Here is a 15,940-nt window from a genome sequence, read left to right as displayed (position 1 = left end):
ACGCAAACGGGTGCCCGCTGCGGTGGAGAGGATGCAAGGCCCACATAGCCGCATTGGCGGCATCGAAGTCAAATCATGCTTTCGGCCCATGTTTTGCATTGCAGCAAGCGCGTGCGTGCGAGCGAGGTCAGGCCGCGATCGGGTCCGCCTTGTCGAGCAGCGCCGCCAGCGTCCGCGCGTCAGCGACGGTACGCAGCACCATCGGCTCGTCGCGGCCGCGGATCGCCACTTCCTGCTGCGGCAGCGCGTCTGCGGCAAGACCTGCGGTAACGCGCACCTCCTCGGAGAGGATTGCCTCGCAGCCGAGCGTCTTGGTCAGCTCCTGCAGGCGGGAGGCGACGTTCACGGCGTCGCCGAGCGCGGTAAAAACCATGTGGTCGCGATAGCCGATGTCGCCGACGATCACCTCGCCGCCATGGATGCCGATGCCGAACCGCATCGGCTCGCGCAGGTCGTGGCCGAGGAACTGGTTGAGCTCGTCGATGTTGGCTGCGATCGCGGCGGCTGCCCGCAGCGCCTGCCGGCAAGCGTTGCGCGCGGTGGTGGATAGCCCGAACAGCGCCAGCATGCCGTCGCCGACGAACTGGTTCGGCTGGCCGCCATTTTCGATGACCGCCTGCGACACCGCGGCGAGGAAACGGTTGACGATGAACACGGTGTCGAACGGCAGCCGCTTTTCGGCGAGGTGCGTCGAGCCGCGCATATCGACGAACAGGCTGACCAGGTATCGTTCCTGGCCGATCCGCGCCGGGTGCGAGCCGGGCGCATTGGCGGCGGTCACTTGCGGCGTGAAGAGCTGGAAGAAGGAGAGGTCGGCGGCGGGCCGCAACTGGCACGCGAGCCGGATCGCGGGATCGGAGGAGCCGACGCGCGCGAGCACGAAGGCCTCGCGCTGCGACGGCTGCGGCAGTCCGCTGCAATCGCCGATGATGCGGATCCGGCAGGTCGAGCAGCGCGCGCGGCCGCCGCACACGCTGGCATGCGGGACATTGTTGCGCAGGCTTGCTTCCAGCACGCTGAGGCCCTTGGGGACCCGCACCACCCTTCCATTGCCGTAGGACAGCGTGATCATGCTGCCGCGCCGCTCCATCAGCGCGCGGGCGCCGCGCGCCAGCAGCACGACCGCGACCAGCCCGAGATAGCCGATCAGGAAATCGTCGGCGATCGTCTCGAGCGTCGTCTGTTGCGCCGGCGTGCCAACCTGCTGCGGCGACAGGTTTGCGTCGCGCCAGGGTGCATTGGCGCTCTCGGCGATCACGGTGCGGCCGGCCTGATAGACGCCGAGCAGCGCCAGCGTCGGGATCAGCACCGCGAGCGCCAGCAGGAAGGGCGCGGCCTTCGGGTAGAAGCTCCGCATCCGGAGCCAGAAGTGCAGGCCGATGCAGCCGTGCACCCAGGCGATGACCAGCACTGCCGACATCTTCCAGGCGTTGAACGGCACGCCGACGAAGAACGCGTAGAGTTCCTGCGGGTAGAGTTTCTGATTCTCGAACAGCGCGTGCGCCAGCCGCGCGCCGATGATGTGGGAGGCGACCAGCGCAGGCACGCTCAAGCCCAGCACGAGCTGCAGCGGCTCGATCGCCCGCCAGCGGAATTCGCGCCGCTGATAGAGTGCCCAGATGCCGAGCCCGCTGTGCAGCAGGATGGCCGTGTACAGCACGATCGAGACCGGCAGAAAGCGCCAGAACAGGGTGTGGATGCGAACGCCGTCGGCAAGCGCATCCAGCGAGATGTTGCCGAGCGCGTGATTGAGGAAATGGCTCACCAGGTAGGAAAACAGCACGACGCCGCAGGCGAGCCGGACCTGCCGCAGCCCGATCCCGCGGAGCGTTCGGGAAACTCGTTCGTTCAGGCGGGCGGGGCGATTCATGGAATAATTATCTGCGATGCAAGCGCTTTATTCCACTTCAAAAGCGCCGGTCATGGGAGCCATCGAAAGGCGGCGGCCGAGTTGACACCCGCATGGCAGTCGGTGAGAAAGCGCCGTGCCGCCAGCCGCTCCCGAAAACCTCACCAAGCCGGACGATTCCTCGCGCCGGGCCTTGATCGTCGCGCTCGTCATTGTCGCGGCGATGACGCTCGTGAGGGTTATCTATGCCGGCGTGACCGAGTTGCGCACCGACGAGGCCTATTACTGGACCTGGTCGAAGGAGAGCGCGCTGTCGTTCCTCGACCATCCGCCCATGATCGCGTGGTTCATCCGGTTCGGAACCGCCATCTTCGGCGACACCAATCTCGGCGTCCGCCTCGCCGGCCTGCTTGCCATGCTGGTGACGCAGGCGCTGCTGGCCGACATCGTCCGCCGCGTCACGCACGACCTGCGTGCGGTGGTGCTCGCCGTGCTGATGCCGGAGGCCGCGCTCTATTACGGCCTGCTGATGGCCAAGGTCGCGCCCGACACCGCGCTGATTCCGTTTGCGACCGCGATGCTGTGGTCGCTGGTACGGCTTGCCGAAAGCGGCAATCCGCGCTGGTGGCTGGCCGCGGGGCTGTTCGGCGGGCTTGCGCTGCTGTCGAAATTCACCGCGGTGATGCTGCTGCCGGCGATCGCCGCGTTCATGCTGGTGCCGGACTGGCGCCGCCGCTGGGTCCTCAGTCCCTATCCTTACGCAGCGGCGCTGCTCGCTGTTGTCGTGTTCCTCCCGGTGTTGATCTGGAATGTCCAGCACGACTGGGCCTCGTTCCGCTTCCAGTTCGTGCGCGCCTCCGCCACCCATGACATCTCGCTGCGCACGCTCGGCGAGTTCCTGAGCCTGCAGTTCGGCCTCGTCGGGTTCGTGCTGCTGCCGGTCGTGCTGTTCGGCACGGCGTTGACAGCGTGGCGCGGCTATCGCGCGCGCGAGCCGGTCGCGATCCTGCTGTCGACTGCGGTGCTGGTCCCGTTCGGCTATTTCCTCTGGAAGTCCTTGAGCCTGCGGGTCGGCGATACCTGGCCGATGTTCCTGTGGCCGGCCGGCATTGCCGCGACCGCGATCAACATTTCGTTGATGCCGCGTGAAGGCTGGTCGGCGGGACTGGTGAGGGCGACGCGCGGCTGGGCCAGGATCGCTGTTGTCTCGGGCATCGGCTTCGTCGTGGTCGTGTTCCTCTATTACGTCGCGGCACCGTGGAACCTGATCGGGCGCACCGACCCGGTTGGCGGTGAGGCCGGCTATCAGGCGGTCGCCGCGCGCGTGGAAAACGAGTTGCGGAGCACGGGCGCGAGCTGGATCGCGACCACGGACTATCGCACCTATGCGATGCTGCGCTGGCACTTCAACGGCCGCGTGCCGGTGGTCCAGATCAACGAGCGCGGCCGCTTCCAGGATTTTCACGATCCCGGCGTCGACCGCATCGCCGGCCATCCCGGCCTCTATGTCGGCCGCGAGCCCGACAATCTCGGCCCGATCTGGTCGGCCATTCCCGCCGGCCGACAGCCGCTCGGCCGCATCGACCGGGTGTGGCGCGGCGTGGTGATGGATACTTACGTGCTGGAAAAGCTGACCGGCTGGACGCCGGAACTGTCGCCGCCCAGGGATTCGCCGCTGTTCCGCTGGCGCGTGCTCGCCTAGTTCTCTTCCGCGTCCTCGCGCTTGCGCAACAGATCCCGCGCGAGATCGGCGAGCACCGGCCGCGGCAGCGCCGTGAACGGCAGCGGCCGCGTCACGTCAATGGCGGCAAGCCCGAGGCGCGCGGTGAGCAGCCCGTTCAGGATGCCTTCGCCGAGGCGCTGCGAGAGTTTCGCCGCGATGCCATGGCCGAGCATCTGCTGCACCACGCTGTCGCTCGCCGCCATGCCGCCGGTGATGGCGAGATGGGCGACCACGTGGCGCAGCAGGCGGATCATGCCGAGCGCACCCGGCCGGCCGCCATAGAGCCGCGCCAGCTGCCGGATCAGCCGCAGCGACGCCACGAACACGAACAGCACGTCGATCGCGGCGCGCGGGCTCACCGCCGTCACCACGGAGACGCGCTGCGCGGCCACCGACACCAGCCGCCGCGCCTCGGCGTCGAGCGGCGTCATCAGTTCGCGCTCGGCGAGCCGGATCATATCGGCGCCGTCGATGATGTCGTTGGCGTGGTCCTTCAGCGCGGCGCGGGCGCGCGCCAGCTGCGGATTCTGGTGCGCGAGCTGCAACAGGTCGTTGACGACGGCGCGGCTGGCGGCGCGGTCGTCGCTCGCCAGCACGTCGAGCGCCCGCCGATGCAGCTTCTCGATGGTGGCAAGCCGCATCAGCCCGAAGGTTTCGCGCGCGACGATCGCGGCCAGCGCCAGCGCGGCGAGAACCGCGAGCGCGAGGCCGAGAATGCCGAGGCCTTCGCTGCGCGCGAACAGGTCCTCGACCAGCCTGGCGACGCCGAGGCCCGCGCCAAGCAGCACGAGTCCTCCCGTCGCGGTCCAGAACAGCGTGCCCCAGCGGAAGCCGCGGCGCGCCGGCACCGGCGGGGCATCAACCGGAACAGGCAGCGCCGGCTCGGGTTCGGGCGTGATGCGCACCGTGCCGCGGCCGGCGCGGGCGTGCTCGTCACCGTCGACGACGACCACGCCGGGATCGTCGAGGCGGAAGGTCGCCGGCCGCCGATGGGTCTTGTCGCTCATTGCAGTCGGTCTCCGATCAGAAACTGCAGCGCCCGGTCAAGGCGGATGTGAGGCAGCACGGGCTCGCCGTCGCCATCGCGTTCGAGCGCCGGCGGCCGGAAACGCAGGAAGCGGAAGTCGCTCTCGCCCGCGCCGGTCGAGGAAAGGCCGCGGAAGGCATCCTCGCCGCCGAACAGCGTGCCGGCGTCGGCCGGCAGGTCGCCCGGAAAGGTCGCCACTTCCGTATTGCCGTCGAACGCCTCGCCGCCCGCGGTTTCGCCGGGCGCCGGGGTGCCCAGGATCGACGGCAACCGGTCGCGGCCGCGCGCGACCATCGCCTCGCGCGTGGCGCGCACGGCGGCGAGCGCCACGACGTCGATCGCGGCTCCGCTGGCCTCCGCGCGTCCGGCCGCGCTTGCGACCGCGCGCCGCAGCACGGCCTCGAGCCGGTCATGGCTCTGGTGGTGCAGATGGTCGGCCTTGGTGGCGGCGAACAGGATGCGGTCGATCCGCGGGCGGAACAGGTTCGCGAGGAAGCTGCTGCGGCCGACCCTGAAGCAATCGAGGATGCCGGCGAGCGCCGCTTCGAGATCGTGCAGCGCCTCGGGGCCGGAATTGAAGGCGGACAGCGCATCGACCAGCACGATCTGGCGGTCGAGGCGAGCGAAATGATCGCGGAAGAACGGGCGCACCACGATGTCCTTGTAGGCCTCGTAGCGGCGCACCATCATCGCCCACAGCGAGCCCGACGGCGCCGTGCCGTCGGCCGGCACGTCGAGCGGGGCGAAGGTCAGCGCCGGCGAGCCCGCGAGATTTCCCGGCATCAGGAAGCGCCCGGGCGGCAGCAGGCTCATCGCGAAACGCTCGTCGCGGCAGGCGCGCAAATAGTCGGTGAAGAGCTTTGCCGCGGCCAGCGTCGCCTGCTCGTCCTCGCGGCCCTCGGCGTCGAGGCCCGCAAGCGCCGCGTGCCAGGCGGCCGCGAGATGCGCGCGCGGCTTCTCGCGCGACAGCGCCAGGCTTTCCGCCGACCATTGTTCATAGGTCTTGTCGAGCAGCGGCAGGTCGAGCAGCCATTCGCCGGGATAGTCGACGATGTCGAGCGTCAGGGTGCGGTCGGCGCCGTTCTGGCGCTGATAGTCGATCACGAGCCTGAGCTCGCTGATGTCGACGGTCGAGTTCGGCCAGCGCCGCTCCTCGGTCAGGGCGCGGACATGGTCTTCATAGGCAAAGCGCGGCACGGCGTCATCAGGCTGCGGTTCCAGGCGGGCGCGGGCGATGCGCCCGGAGGCATAGGGCTCGAACACCGGGAAGCGGCCGCCGCGGATCAGGCCGTGGACCAGCGCGGTGATGAATACGGTCTTGCCGGCCCGTGACAATCCCGTGACGCCAAGCCGCACCGTCGGATTGAACAGGTGCTCGCCATAGTCGAGCAGCGCCCGCGCCGACAGCCGGGCTTCTTCAAGAATGTCCTGGAAAGTCGGGGGCATGCGGCGGGGAAGGTCCGGCGTCAGAAAGGGCAAAATCGTTCAAAAGGTGGCGATTAATGGAACGAAATCAAGCTTCACATTTTGGCCCGGTTACGGGGCGAAGGAGCACGTTCATTGACCCTTCATGGTGTCCGTTCTATCGCTACGCAAAATCAATCCGGCTGGATCGGCATGAGCGTCTTCAAACTGAAACAGTTCGCCTCCACCTCCGTGCATGCGGCAGCCGACGCGGTCGGCTGGAACTATGACCGCGCCGAGATCATCGCCGACGGCGTCGTGCATGTCGTCGGCCTCTGTCTCGGCCTGATCGCGGCCAGCGTGCTGGTGGTGCTCACGGCCATCTATGCCAGCGCGCTCGACATCGTCGTGGTCTCGATCTACGTCGCCGGCCTGCTGTCGATGCTGGGCCTGTCCGCGAGCTACAATCTGTGGCCGGTGTCGCGCACCAAATGGATCCTGCGCCGCTTCGACCATTCGGCGATCTATGTGCTGATCGCGGCGACCTACACGCCCTTCATCGTGGAACTGAAGGACAGCATCTTCGCCATTGCGCTGCTGATCGGCGTGTGGTGCGTGGCGATCTTCGGCATCGTGCTCAAGCTGCGCTGGCCCGGGCGGTTCGACCGGCTCTCGATCGGGCTTTATCTCGCGCTCGGCTGGAGCGGCCTGATGCTGTACCATTCCGTCGTGACCGCGCTGCCGAGCACGGCGCTGGGGTTCGTGGTCGCTGGCGGCGCGCTGTACAGCCTCGGCGTGATCTTCCACGCCTGGCGGCGGCTGCGCTTCCAGAACGTGATCTGGCACTGCTTCGTGCTGCTGGGTGCGGCTTGCCACTATACGGCGGTGCTCGATATCGTGTTGACCTGACGTTCCTGGTGCGGTGGATTTGACATTCGCTTCAGTATCGCCGCGAATCCATTTGGCGTATGTCAAATCCAAAGCCGCACCGGAATCCGATATTTGCTAGTGTCCCTTTGGTTCTGGCATTCGCAGGAGAGATCGCTGCAACATGATGCGAATGCCAGAACCGGGACACTAGAGAACGGAGGTTGGCGATGCAGGTGACCGGCAAGATCGTGGTTGTCACCGGAGGCGCCAAGGGCATCGGCAAGGCGCTGTGCGAAGCCTTGCACAGGGCCGGCGCCGCCAAGGTGGTGGTCGCCGACATCGATCCGGCGGGGGCGCGCGCGGTCGCCGGCACGCTCGACGGCGCGGCCTTCAAATGCGACGTCGCCAAGGAAAAGGACATTTTCCACCTTATCGACGAGACCGAGCGGCTGTTCGGCCCGATCGACCTGTTCTGTTCCAATGCCGGGATCGGCGGCGGCTTCGATCCGCTCGGGGAGAATGCCGGCGGCACCTCGGACGAGCCCTGGTCGCGGGCCTGGGCCGTCCATGTCATGGCCCATGTCTATGCGGCGCGGCATCTGGTGCCGCGCATGAAGACGCGGGGCGGCGGCTATTTCCTCAATACGATCTCGGCGGCGGGCCTGCTGTCGCAGGTCGGCAGCCCCGTCTATTCCACCACCAAGCATGGCGCCGTCGGCTTCGCCGAGAGCCTTGCGATCGCGCACAAGGCCCACGGCATCAAGGTCTCGATCCTCTGTCCGCAGGGCGTGGAGACCGACATGCTGCGATCCATTCCGAAGGGACCACAATCCGGCGACGGCGACCTGACGCCGGAGCAGGTGGCGAGCGATGCGCTCAAGGGCATCGAGCAGGAGAGCTTCGTGATCCTGCCGCACCCGCAGGTGCTCGGCTATATGCGCAAGAAGACCGAGAACTACGAGCGCTGGATCGGCGGCATGGCCAAGCTGCAGGCGCAAATGCGCGAGGGGCACTGAAAAATTCAAGACCTTCCGGCCTTGCTGGCGTCGAGACGGTAAACGAAGGGCCGCGCCGCTCTAATGCTTCTGCGTGTAGAGCAGCGGCACCGCCGAATCCACCATCACCTCGACCAGGCTGACGCCGGCTTGCGACAGCCCATGCTTGAGCGCGGGCGCGAGCTCGGATGACTTCGTGACGCGCACGGCGTCGCAGCCCATGCCCTGCGCGATTCTGACGAAATCGATGCCGGGCAGGTCGAGGCCAGGCACGTTGCGCACCTGCATCACCTGGCTGAAGGAGCGCATCGCGCCGTAGCCCGCATTGTTGACCACGACCACCGTCAGCGGCAGCTTGCGCTGCGCCGCGGTCCACAACGCCTGGATCGAATACATCGCCGAGCCGTCGCCGATCAGACACACGGTGCGCGCCTCGGGGCTGCCTAGCGCCATGCCGACGGAGGCCGGCAGCGCGAAGCCGAGTCCGCCGCTCGCCATGGTGAAGAAGCTGTCCTGGCCGCGCATCGGCATGAATTTTTGCATTGCCGGACGGTGCGAGGGCACTTCCTCGACCAGTCGCGCATTGCCGGGCATCGCCGCCGACAGCGTATGCATCAGGAATTCGACCGGGATCGGTTCGCCGGATGCGGGAGGCGGCGGCAGCGTGCGGCCGCGCGGCGTCTCGCGCCTTGTTTCCGGCAGCAGCGAAAGCAGCGCCGACAGCGCCGGCTTCATGGTCGCGACGATGGAGGTGCCGACCGGCGTGATCGAGGCGGCCTCGGGATCGTCGGTGAGCTGGAAGATCGCGGTCGGACCGTCGAAGATCGCGGCATGGCCCTCGACATGGAAGGTGAACACCGGCGCGCCGACCACGACCACGAGGTCGTTGTCGCGCAAGGCCTCGGAAATCTGCCCCGGCGATGCCGGCAGCAGTCCGGCGAATTGCGGGTGCCGCTCGGGAAACGAGCAGCGCGGCGAGAACGGGCTCGCCCAGACCACGGCTTTCGCTTTCTCCGCCAGCTTCACCATGCTTTCCACGGCCTGGGCGCGGTCGACCGCGGGGCCGACCACGAAGGCGGGCCGCTTGCTTGCCGCGAGCGCCTCGACGAGCGTGGCCATCGCGTCCGGATCGGCACCCAACTCGCGGCTGATGTGGCGGGCGGCAACCGGCTGCGTCGGCTGCATCCAGTCGTCGATCGGCACCGAGACGAAGGTCGGTCCGCAGGGCGGCTGCATCGCGACGTAATAGGCGCGCGCGATCGCGGCGGGCACGTCTTCGGACCGCGCCGGCTCGATGCTGTATTTCACGTAGGGTCGCGGAAATTCCGCGGCGCGCTCGGCGGAGAGGAACGCCTGCAGGGGCAGGATCGAGCGCGCCTGCTGGCCCGCGGTAATCACGAGCGGCGTCTGGTTGCGATAGGCGGTATAGATGTTGCCGAGCGCGTTGCCGACGCCGGCTGCCGAATGCAGGTTGACGAAGCCGGCATTGCGGGTCGCCTGGGCGTAGCCGTCGGCCATGCCGACCACGGAGGCCTCCTGCAGGCCGAGCACGTAGTCGATGTCGTCGGGCCAGTCGGAAAGGAACGGCAGCTCGGTCGAGCCGGGATTGCCGAACACTTTCTTGATGCCGAAGGCGCGCAACAGATCGAAGGTGGCCTGCTTGACGGTGACTGCGGCGGAAGCGGCTCTGGCGGGTTTGCGGGACAAGATAGTTTGACCTCCAAGTATCGGAACAATGTTTAGCGTATCATCGCCGGCGCGAGAATGTCATCAAGTGGGCATTCGTCTTTCGGCCGGGTCGGTATGCGTCATGAAGGGGCTCACCACGTCGCGGTCCCCTTCATGGTCGGCTGTCCGGCGGCATTCGCGGTCCACAGCTCCATGGACCCGCCATCCTCGTTGGCGTTGATCGAGAACTCGCTGCCCTCGAACAGCGGCTGCACGCCGCGATAGCTGAGCTTTTTGGGCGGCTTGCCGCCGTGTAGTTTCGCCGCGAGCTCCACGATGAAGGCCGCCTGCAGCGGCCCATGGAAGATCAGGCCCGGATAGCCCTCGACCTTGGTGACATAGTCGCGGTCGTAATGGATGCGATGGCCGTTGAAGGTCAGCGCGGAATAGCGGAACAGCAGCACCGGATCGGACATGTGGGTCTCGCGATGCCTGGCCGCCGGCGGGGGCGGGGCGGCCTTCGCCGGCGCAGCGCTCTGGCCCGTCATCTCGCGGTAGACGATGTCCTGCCGTTCGCGGATCGCGATGCCGCGTGTGGTCGTGATCACATGCTCGACCGAGACGAAACAGAGCTGGCCGGTCGAGCCGCTTTTCACGGTCACATCGACGATTTTCGACGTGCGCTTGGCTTCATCGCCGACCCGCAACGGGTCGAGGAATTCGATCTCGCCGCCGGCCCACATCCGGCGCGGCAGCGGCACCGGCGGCAGGAAGCCGCCGCGGGTCGGATGGCCGTCCGGTCCAAGCTCCGACATCGGAAACACCGGCTGCGCCAGGCACCAATGCACGGTGAAGGGCGCAGCATCGCCCGTCTTCGGCTCGCCGATCTCCTGGAACAGCGTCGCGCGCAGGCCCTTGACGAGCTGCGCCGTGACGATGTCGGAAGCCTCGGTGGTGCGGCCGATCCACTTGCGCAGATGATCGAGGTCGAGCTTGTCGGTCATGAGGTCTTCCGGGCGCGGGGCGTCTCGTTCAAATCCCTGTGGTCGCCGATCGCGGGAACCGCACCATAGCGCCGCGCTTCGCCGACGAAAATCGCGGCCGGCGCCGGGTAGGACACGGTGCCGTTCGGCGTGTCGACCGCGATGCGCCGCAGATGCGGATGGTGCGACAGGTCCGCCATGGTGTTGACCTCGGCAAAGGCGATGTCGGCGTCCGCCAGCCGCGCCAGCAGCTCGTCGCGCGTCATGCTGGCGAAGGCATCGCCGACCGCCTTGTCGGTCAGCGCGCGGTTTTTCACCCGCTCCACCATGTTGGCAAAGCGGGGATCGCCGGGCAGGTCAGGCCGGCCCAGCACGTCGGCGCAAAGCTTCTTCCATTCCCGCTCGCTCTGGATCGAGATCAGGATCTCCTTGCCGTCCTTGGAGTGGAACACGCCGTAGGGCGCGATCGAGGGATGGGCAAGCCCGATGCGCTGCGGCGGCTTGCCGTCCTCGGAATTGAGCAGCGGCACCGTCAGCCAGTCGGCCATCACGTCGAACATCGAGATGCGGATGTCGGCGCCCTTTCCGGTGCGGGTGCGCGCGAACAGCGCCTCCAGGATCGAGGCGTGTGCGGTGGCGCCGGTCGCGATGTCGACGATGGAAAGGCCGACGCGCGAGGGCCCGTCCGGTCCGCCGGTGATCGAGGCAAGCCCGCTCTCGGCCTGGATCAGCAGGTCATAGGCTTTGCGGTGGGCATAAGGGCCCTCGTCGCCATAACCCGAAATCGTGCAGCAGATCAGTGCCGGATAGTCCTTGCGCAGGCGTTCAAGCGAAAAGCCGAGCTTGTCCATCGCGCCGGGCTTCAGGTTCTGCAACAGCACGTCGGCGCCGGCGATCAGCTCTTCCAATGCGGCGCGACCTTCGCTGCTGGCGAGATCGACGACCACGGACTGCTTGCCGCGGTTGAGCCAGACGAAATAGCTGCTCTGGCCGCGGGCGGCGGCATCATAGCCGCGGGCGAAATCGCCCTCCGGCCGCTCGACCTTGATCACCTCGGCGCCGGCATCCGCCAGGCGCGACGAGCAGAAGGGTGCAGCGACCGCCTGCTCGACGGCGATGACCCTTATTCCCTCCAGCGGCAACATGGCTGGCCTTTCAGTAGGAGCGGGGCATGCCGAGCACATGCTCGGCGACATAGGACAGGATCAGATTGGTCGAGATCGGCGCCACCTGGTAGAGCCTCGTCTCGCGGAACTTGCGCTCGACGTCGTATTCCTCGGCAAAGCCGAAGCCGCCATGGGTCTGCACGCAGGCATTCGCCGCCTCCCAGGAGGCGTCGGCGGCGAGCATCTTGGCCATGTTGGCTTCGGCGCCGCAATCGAGGCCGGCCTCGTATTTGCGGGTCGCCTCCTTCACCATCAGCTCGGCCGCGCGCATCGACGCATAGGCCTTGGCGATCGGAAACTGGATGCCCTGGTTCTGACCGATCGGCCGGCCGAACACGCTGCGTTCCTTGGCGTAGGCGGTCGCCTTCGCAATGAACCATTTGGCGTCGCCGATGCATTCGGCGGCGATCAGGATGCGCTCGGCATTCATGCCGGAGAGGATGTAGCGAAAGCCCTTGCCCTCCTCGCCGATCAGGTTTTCCGCCGGCACCTTCATGTCGGTGAAGAACACTTCGGTGGTGGAGTGGTTCATCATGGTGCGGATCGGGCGGATCGAGAGCCCCGCCTTCTTGGCCTCGCGCATGTCGACGATGAACACGGAAAGTCCGTCGGTGCGCTTCCTCACCTGGTCCTTCGGCGTGGTGCGCGCCAGCAGGATCATCAGGTCGGAATATTCGGCGCGGCTGGTCCAGATCTTCTGGCCGTTGACGATGTAGCTGTCATTGCCCTCGCGCCGCGCAAAGGTCTTCAGCGACGAGGTGTCGGTGCCCGAGGTCGGCTCGGTGACGCCGAAGGCCTGCAACCTCAATTCACCGCTTGCGATCTTGGGCAGCCATTTCGCCTTCTGCGCCTCGCTGCCGTGCCGCAGCAGCGTGCCCATGGTGTACATCTGGGCGTGGCAGCCGCCGCCGTTGCAGCCCGCGCGCTGGATCTCCTCCAGGATCGCGGCCGCCGCCGACAATTTCAGGCCCGCGCCGCCATATTCCTCGGGGATCAGCACCGAGAGGTAGCCGGCCTGCGTCAGCTCGTCGACGAAGGCGGAAGGGTAGGTCATCTCGCGATCGAGCTTGCGCCAGTATTCGCCGGGGAATTGCGCGCAGAGCTTGGCGATGGCGTCGCGGATGTCGGAATGGTCGTCTTGCTGTTCTTGTGCGGTCATCGAAACTCGGCCGGCAGGTCAAGGGCGCGCATCGTGGCGGTGCAGAATGCGCAAAGGCGCTCGGGCTTGTCGCCTCCGGTGAAGATCTCGACGGTGGCGACACCGATCGAGCCCGACATTTGCAGGGTTTTGGCGCGCGCCACAAGCTCGGTGCCGTCGGCCGGACTGAGAAAATTCACCTTGAGTTCCACGGTCACCCCGATCCGTCCCTTCGGCAGCCCCGAGGTGATCGCGACACCGGCGGCCTGGTCGGCGAGCGCAGTGATGACGCCGCCATGGAAATAGCCGAAGAACTGGGTGAGGTCGTCGCGGCGCGCGAGCGCGACCTCGGCCTGGCCCGGCTCGACCTTGACGATGCGGAAGCCGGCGGCGGCGCCAAAGCCCTTGGCGTTGACGGCTTCGGCGAGCGAGGGTGGGTTGCGCTCGGTGCTCATGATGCGATCCGCCCGCTAGCCGGGGATACGCACGGGCAGATCCTCGATGCCGCGCACGAAGCTGGAATAGACCCGCTTCGGCTCGCCCACCACCTCGATGCGGTCGAACCGCTTCAGCATCTCCTGCCAGACGATCCGCAATTGCAATTCGGCGAGCCGCATGCCGACGCAGCGGTGGATGCCGAAGCCGAACGACAGATGGATGCGCGGGCGCGCGCGGTCGATGATGAATTCGTTCGGGTTCTCGATCACCTCGTCGTCGCGGTTGCCCGAGATGTACCACATCACGACGCGGTCGCCCTTGCTGATCTTCTTGCCGCCGATCTCGGTGTCGACCAGCGCGGTGCGCCGCATGTGGGCGAGCGGCGTCTGCCAGCGGATCACCTCGGGCACCATGGTGTCGATCAGCGCGGGATTCTCCCGCAGCTTCTTGAACTGGTCGGGGTTCTCGTTGAGCGCGAGCACCGAGCCCGACATGGTGTTGCGCGTGGTGTCGTTGCCGCCGACGATGAGCAGGATGATGTTGCCCATCAGGTTGTCGGGGTCCATGTGGCGCGTGGCCTCGCTGTGCGCCATCATCGAGATCAGGTCGTTGCGCGGCTCGGCATTGACGCGCTCGTTCCACAGGCGCGCGAAATATTCGCGGCACTCGTCCATCTCGCGCCGGCGCTCTTCGGCCGATTCCACGATGCCGCTCTTGGGCAGCGCGGTCGAGACGTCGGACCAGCGCGTCAGCTTGCGCCGCTCCTCGAACGGGAAATCGAACAGGGTGGCGAGCATCTGCGTGGTCAATTCGATCGAGACCTTTTCCACGAAGTTGAAGGTCTCGTTGCGCGGCAAATTGTCGAGCACCTTGGCCGAGCGCTGGCGGATCAATTTCGCCAGCTCGTCCAGATGCGTCGGCGTGAACATCGGCGCCACGGTCTTGCGCTGGTCGGCGTGCCTGGGCTGGTCCATCGCGATGAAGCTCGGCCAGTCGTAGCCGGGCGGGGCGTCCTTGATCGAGATGCCGCCGAGCGCCGCGTCAGACGAGAAGATGCCGTGGCTGGTGTCGACATGCATGATGTCGTGGTATTTCACCACTGACCAATAGGGCTCGATCGGCGCATTGGTGCAGTAGTGCACCGGCTCTTCCTTGCGCAGCCGCTCGAACCACGGCCACAGCGTGTCGTCCTGGAACAGCTTTGGCGCGCCGGGATGGAAATCCTTCAGCGGCGTCGCATACGCCTCCTCGCGCGCGAGGCGCAGGCGCTCGTTGCGGTCGGCCCGGAGACTGGTCTGCAGGTTCATCGGTGATCGTTCCCACGTGTTAAGAGATCAGGCGGCGATACGCACCGGCAGGGTCTCATAGCCTTTGACGAAACTCGAATAGACCCGCTTGGGCGGGCCCGCCACCTCGATATGCTCGAAACGCTTGAGAATCTCTTCCCATATAATCTTCAATTGCAGTTCGGCCAGCCGCAAGCCGACGCAGCGGTGGATGCCGAAGCCGAACGAGAGATGGGTGCGCGGCCGCGCCCGGTCGATGATGAATTCGTAAGCGCGCTCGATCGCGTCCTCGTCGCGGTTGCCCGAGACGTACCACATCACGACCTTGTCACCCTTTCGAATTTTCTTGTCGCGGAATTCGATGTCCTCCAGCGCCGTGCGCCGCATATGCGCCAGCGGCGTCTGCCAGCGGATCACCTCCGGCACGAAGCTGTCGATCAGCGCGGGGTTGTCCTTGAGCTTCCTGTACTGCTCCGGATGCTGGCTCAGCGCGTAGATCGAGCCGGACAGCGTGTTGCGCGTGGTGTCGTTGCCGCCGACGATCAGCAGCACCAGGTTGCCGAGGAAATTCTTCGGGTCCATGTCGCGCGTGGCCTCGCCATGCGCCATCATCGAGAGCAGGTCGCTCCGCGGCGGCTGGTTGATCCGCTCCTTCCAGAGCCGCGCGAAATACTCCGCGCAGGCGAGCAGCTCGGCCTGTTTCTCATCCTCGGTGGCCACCACGCCGCCGGGACCGGGAATCGTGGTCGCGACATCGGACCAGCGCGTCAGCTTGCGCCGCTCCTCCCAGGGGAAATCGAACAGCACGGCGAGCATCTGCGTGGTGAGCTCGATCGAGACGCGGTCGACCCAGTCGAACACCTCGCCGCGCGGCAGGTTGTCGAGGCATTCGGCGGAGCGCTTGCGGATGTTGATGGCGAGCTGGTCGAGATGGGTCGGCGTGAACATCGGCGCCACGGTCTTGCGCTGCGCCGAGTGGCGCGGCTGGTCCATGGCGATGAAGCTCTCGCGCCGGAAATCGGGCGGCGTGTCGCGGATGGTGATGCCGCCGAGCGAGGCGGCCGAGGAGAACACCGCGTGGTTGGTCTCGATATCCATGATGTCGTTGTAGCGGGTGATCGACCAATACGGCCCGAACATGCTGTCGCTGCAGTAATGCACCGGCTCCTCGCGGCGCAGCCGGTCGAAATACGGCCAGAACGTATCGGTGCGGAACAACTCGGGGTCGCCGGGATCGAATTGCGCGAGCGGTGTCGAAAAAGCACGCTCGCGCGCCGCGGCCTGGACGTCCTCGCCCGGATTGATGGTCCCGTGCATGGGCCTCTCCCAGATTGGTTTCGTCCGCCGCTGGCCGGCGGTAATTTTGAGCGAATTACACCCCGGGCTGCCGTTC

General features: G+C 66.7%; 13 protein-coding genes. 3 read left to right on the top strand and 10 right to left on the bottom strand.

The window, feature by feature from the left end; genetic code table 11:
- Positions 1 to 127: 127 nt before the first annotated feature.
- On the bottom strand, positions 128 to 1,870 hold the full coding sequence (locus tag QOU61_RS32390; RefSeq protein WP_289655244.1) for an adenylate/guanylate cyclase domain-containing protein: 1,743 nt from the start codon (positions 1,868 to 1,870) through the stop codon (positions 128 to 130).
- Between the two features lie 202 nt (positions 1,871 to 2,072).
- Here QOU61_RS32390 and QOU61_RS32385 point away from each other — a divergent pair, with 202 nt between their 5' ends.
- The gene (locus tag QOU61_RS32385) at positions 2,073 to 3,551 is read left to right on the top strand and encodes a glycosyltransferase family 39 protein (protein WP_289661990.1); all 1,479 of its coding nucleotides are present in this window, start codon (positions 2,073 to 2,075) and stop codon (positions 3,549 to 3,551) included.
- On the opposite strand, the gene QOU61_RS32380 is transcribed toward QOU61_RS32385, so the two are convergent.
- Entirely contained in the window at positions 3,548 to 4,579 is a 1,032-nt protein-coding gene (locus QOU61_RS32380; protein WP_289655243.1) for a YcjF family protein, read from the bottom strand. The two genes, QOU61_RS32385 and QOU61_RS32380, sit on opposite strands and share 4 nt — an antisense overlap.
- Positions 4,576 to 6,045, bottom strand: a complete 1,470-nt coding sequence (locus tag QOU61_RS32375) for a YcjX family GTP-binding protein (RefSeq protein ID WP_289655242.1) — start codon at positions 6,043 to 6,045, stop codon at positions 4,576 to 4,578. Before QOU61_RS32375 ends, QOU61_RS32380 begins: the two co-directional genes overlap by 4 nt.
- Before the next feature lie 171 nt (positions 6,046 to 6,216).
- Between QOU61_RS32375 and trhA the strand changes: the two genes are divergently transcribed.
- Both trhA and QOU61_RS32365 read left to right on the top strand, forming a co-directional pair.
- The gene (trhA, locus tag QOU61_RS32370) at positions 6,217 to 6,912 is read left to right on the top strand and encodes a PAQR family membrane homeostasis protein TrhA (RefSeq protein WP_289655241.1); all 696 of its coding nucleotides are present in this window, start codon (positions 6,217 to 6,219) and stop codon (positions 6,910 to 6,912) included.
- Between the two features lie 188 nt (positions 6,913 to 7,100).
- Positions 7,101 to 7,889, top strand: a complete 789-nt coding sequence (locus QOU61_RS32365; protein WP_289655240.1) for an SDR family oxidoreductase — start codon at positions 7,101 to 7,103, stop codon at positions 7,887 to 7,889.
- 60 nt (positions 7,890 to 7,949) lie between these two features.
- Here the strand turns inward: QOU61_RS32365 and mdlC are convergent, their stop codons facing one another.
- The 7 genes from mdlC to QOU61_RS32330 form a co-directional block, all read right to left on the bottom strand.
- Positions 7,950 to 9,578, bottom strand: coding sequence for a benzoylformate decarboxylase (gene mdlC / locus QOU61_RS32360; RefSeq protein ID WP_502876991.1), 1,629 nt, complete (start codon positions 9,576 to 9,578; stop codon positions 7,950 to 7,952).
- Between the two features lie 110 nt (positions 9,579 to 9,688).
- The gene (locus tag QOU61_RS32355) at positions 9,689 to 10,540 is read right to left on the bottom strand and encodes an HTD2 family dehydratase (RefSeq protein WP_289655238.1); all 852 of its coding nucleotides are present in this window, start codon (positions 10,538 to 10,540) and stop codon (positions 9,689 to 9,691) included.
- Positions 10,537 to 11,664: a CaiB/BaiF CoA transferase family protein gene (locus QOU61_RS32350; protein ID WP_289655237.1), complete on the bottom strand. Its 1,128-nt coding sequence runs from the start codon at positions 11,662 to 11,664 to the stop codon at positions 10,537 to 10,539. The genes QOU61_RS32355 and QOU61_RS32350 overlap by 4 nt, the downstream gene beginning before the upstream one ends.
- Positions 11,665 to 11,674: 10 nt before the next feature.
- Entirely contained in the window at positions 11,675 to 12,844 is a 1,170-nt protein-coding gene (locus QOU61_RS32345) for an acyl-CoA dehydrogenase family protein (RefSeq protein WP_289655236.1), read from the bottom strand.
- Positions 12,841 to 13,278: a PaaI family thioesterase gene (locus QOU61_RS32340; RefSeq protein WP_289655235.1), complete on the bottom strand. Its 438-nt coding sequence runs from the start codon at positions 13,276 to 13,278 to the stop codon at positions 12,841 to 12,843. The genes QOU61_RS32345 and QOU61_RS32340 overlap by 4 nt, the downstream gene beginning before the upstream one ends.
- Before the next feature lie 15 nt (positions 13,279 to 13,293).
- A complete protein-coding gene (locus QOU61_RS32335; protein ID WP_289655234.1) occupies positions 13,294 to 14,568 on the bottom strand; it encodes a cytochrome P450 in 1,275 nt (424 codons plus the stop codon).
- 27 nt (positions 14,569 to 14,595) lie between these two features.
- Positions 14,596 to 15,864, bottom strand: a complete 1,269-nt coding sequence (locus QOU61_RS32330) for a cytochrome P450 (RefSeq protein WP_289655233.1) — start codon at positions 15,862 to 15,864, stop codon at positions 14,596 to 14,598.
- Between the last annotated feature and the right edge of the window lie 76 nt (positions 15,865 to 15,940).

This window comes from Bradyrhizobium sp. NP1, from assembly GCF_030378205.1.
Lineage (GTDB): Bacteria > Pseudomonadota > Alphaproteobacteria > Rhizobiales > Xanthobacteraceae > Bradyrhizobium.
The sequence above is the reverse complement of the archived record's forward strand: the minus strand, read 5'-3'. Positions and strand labels throughout refer to the sequence as shown.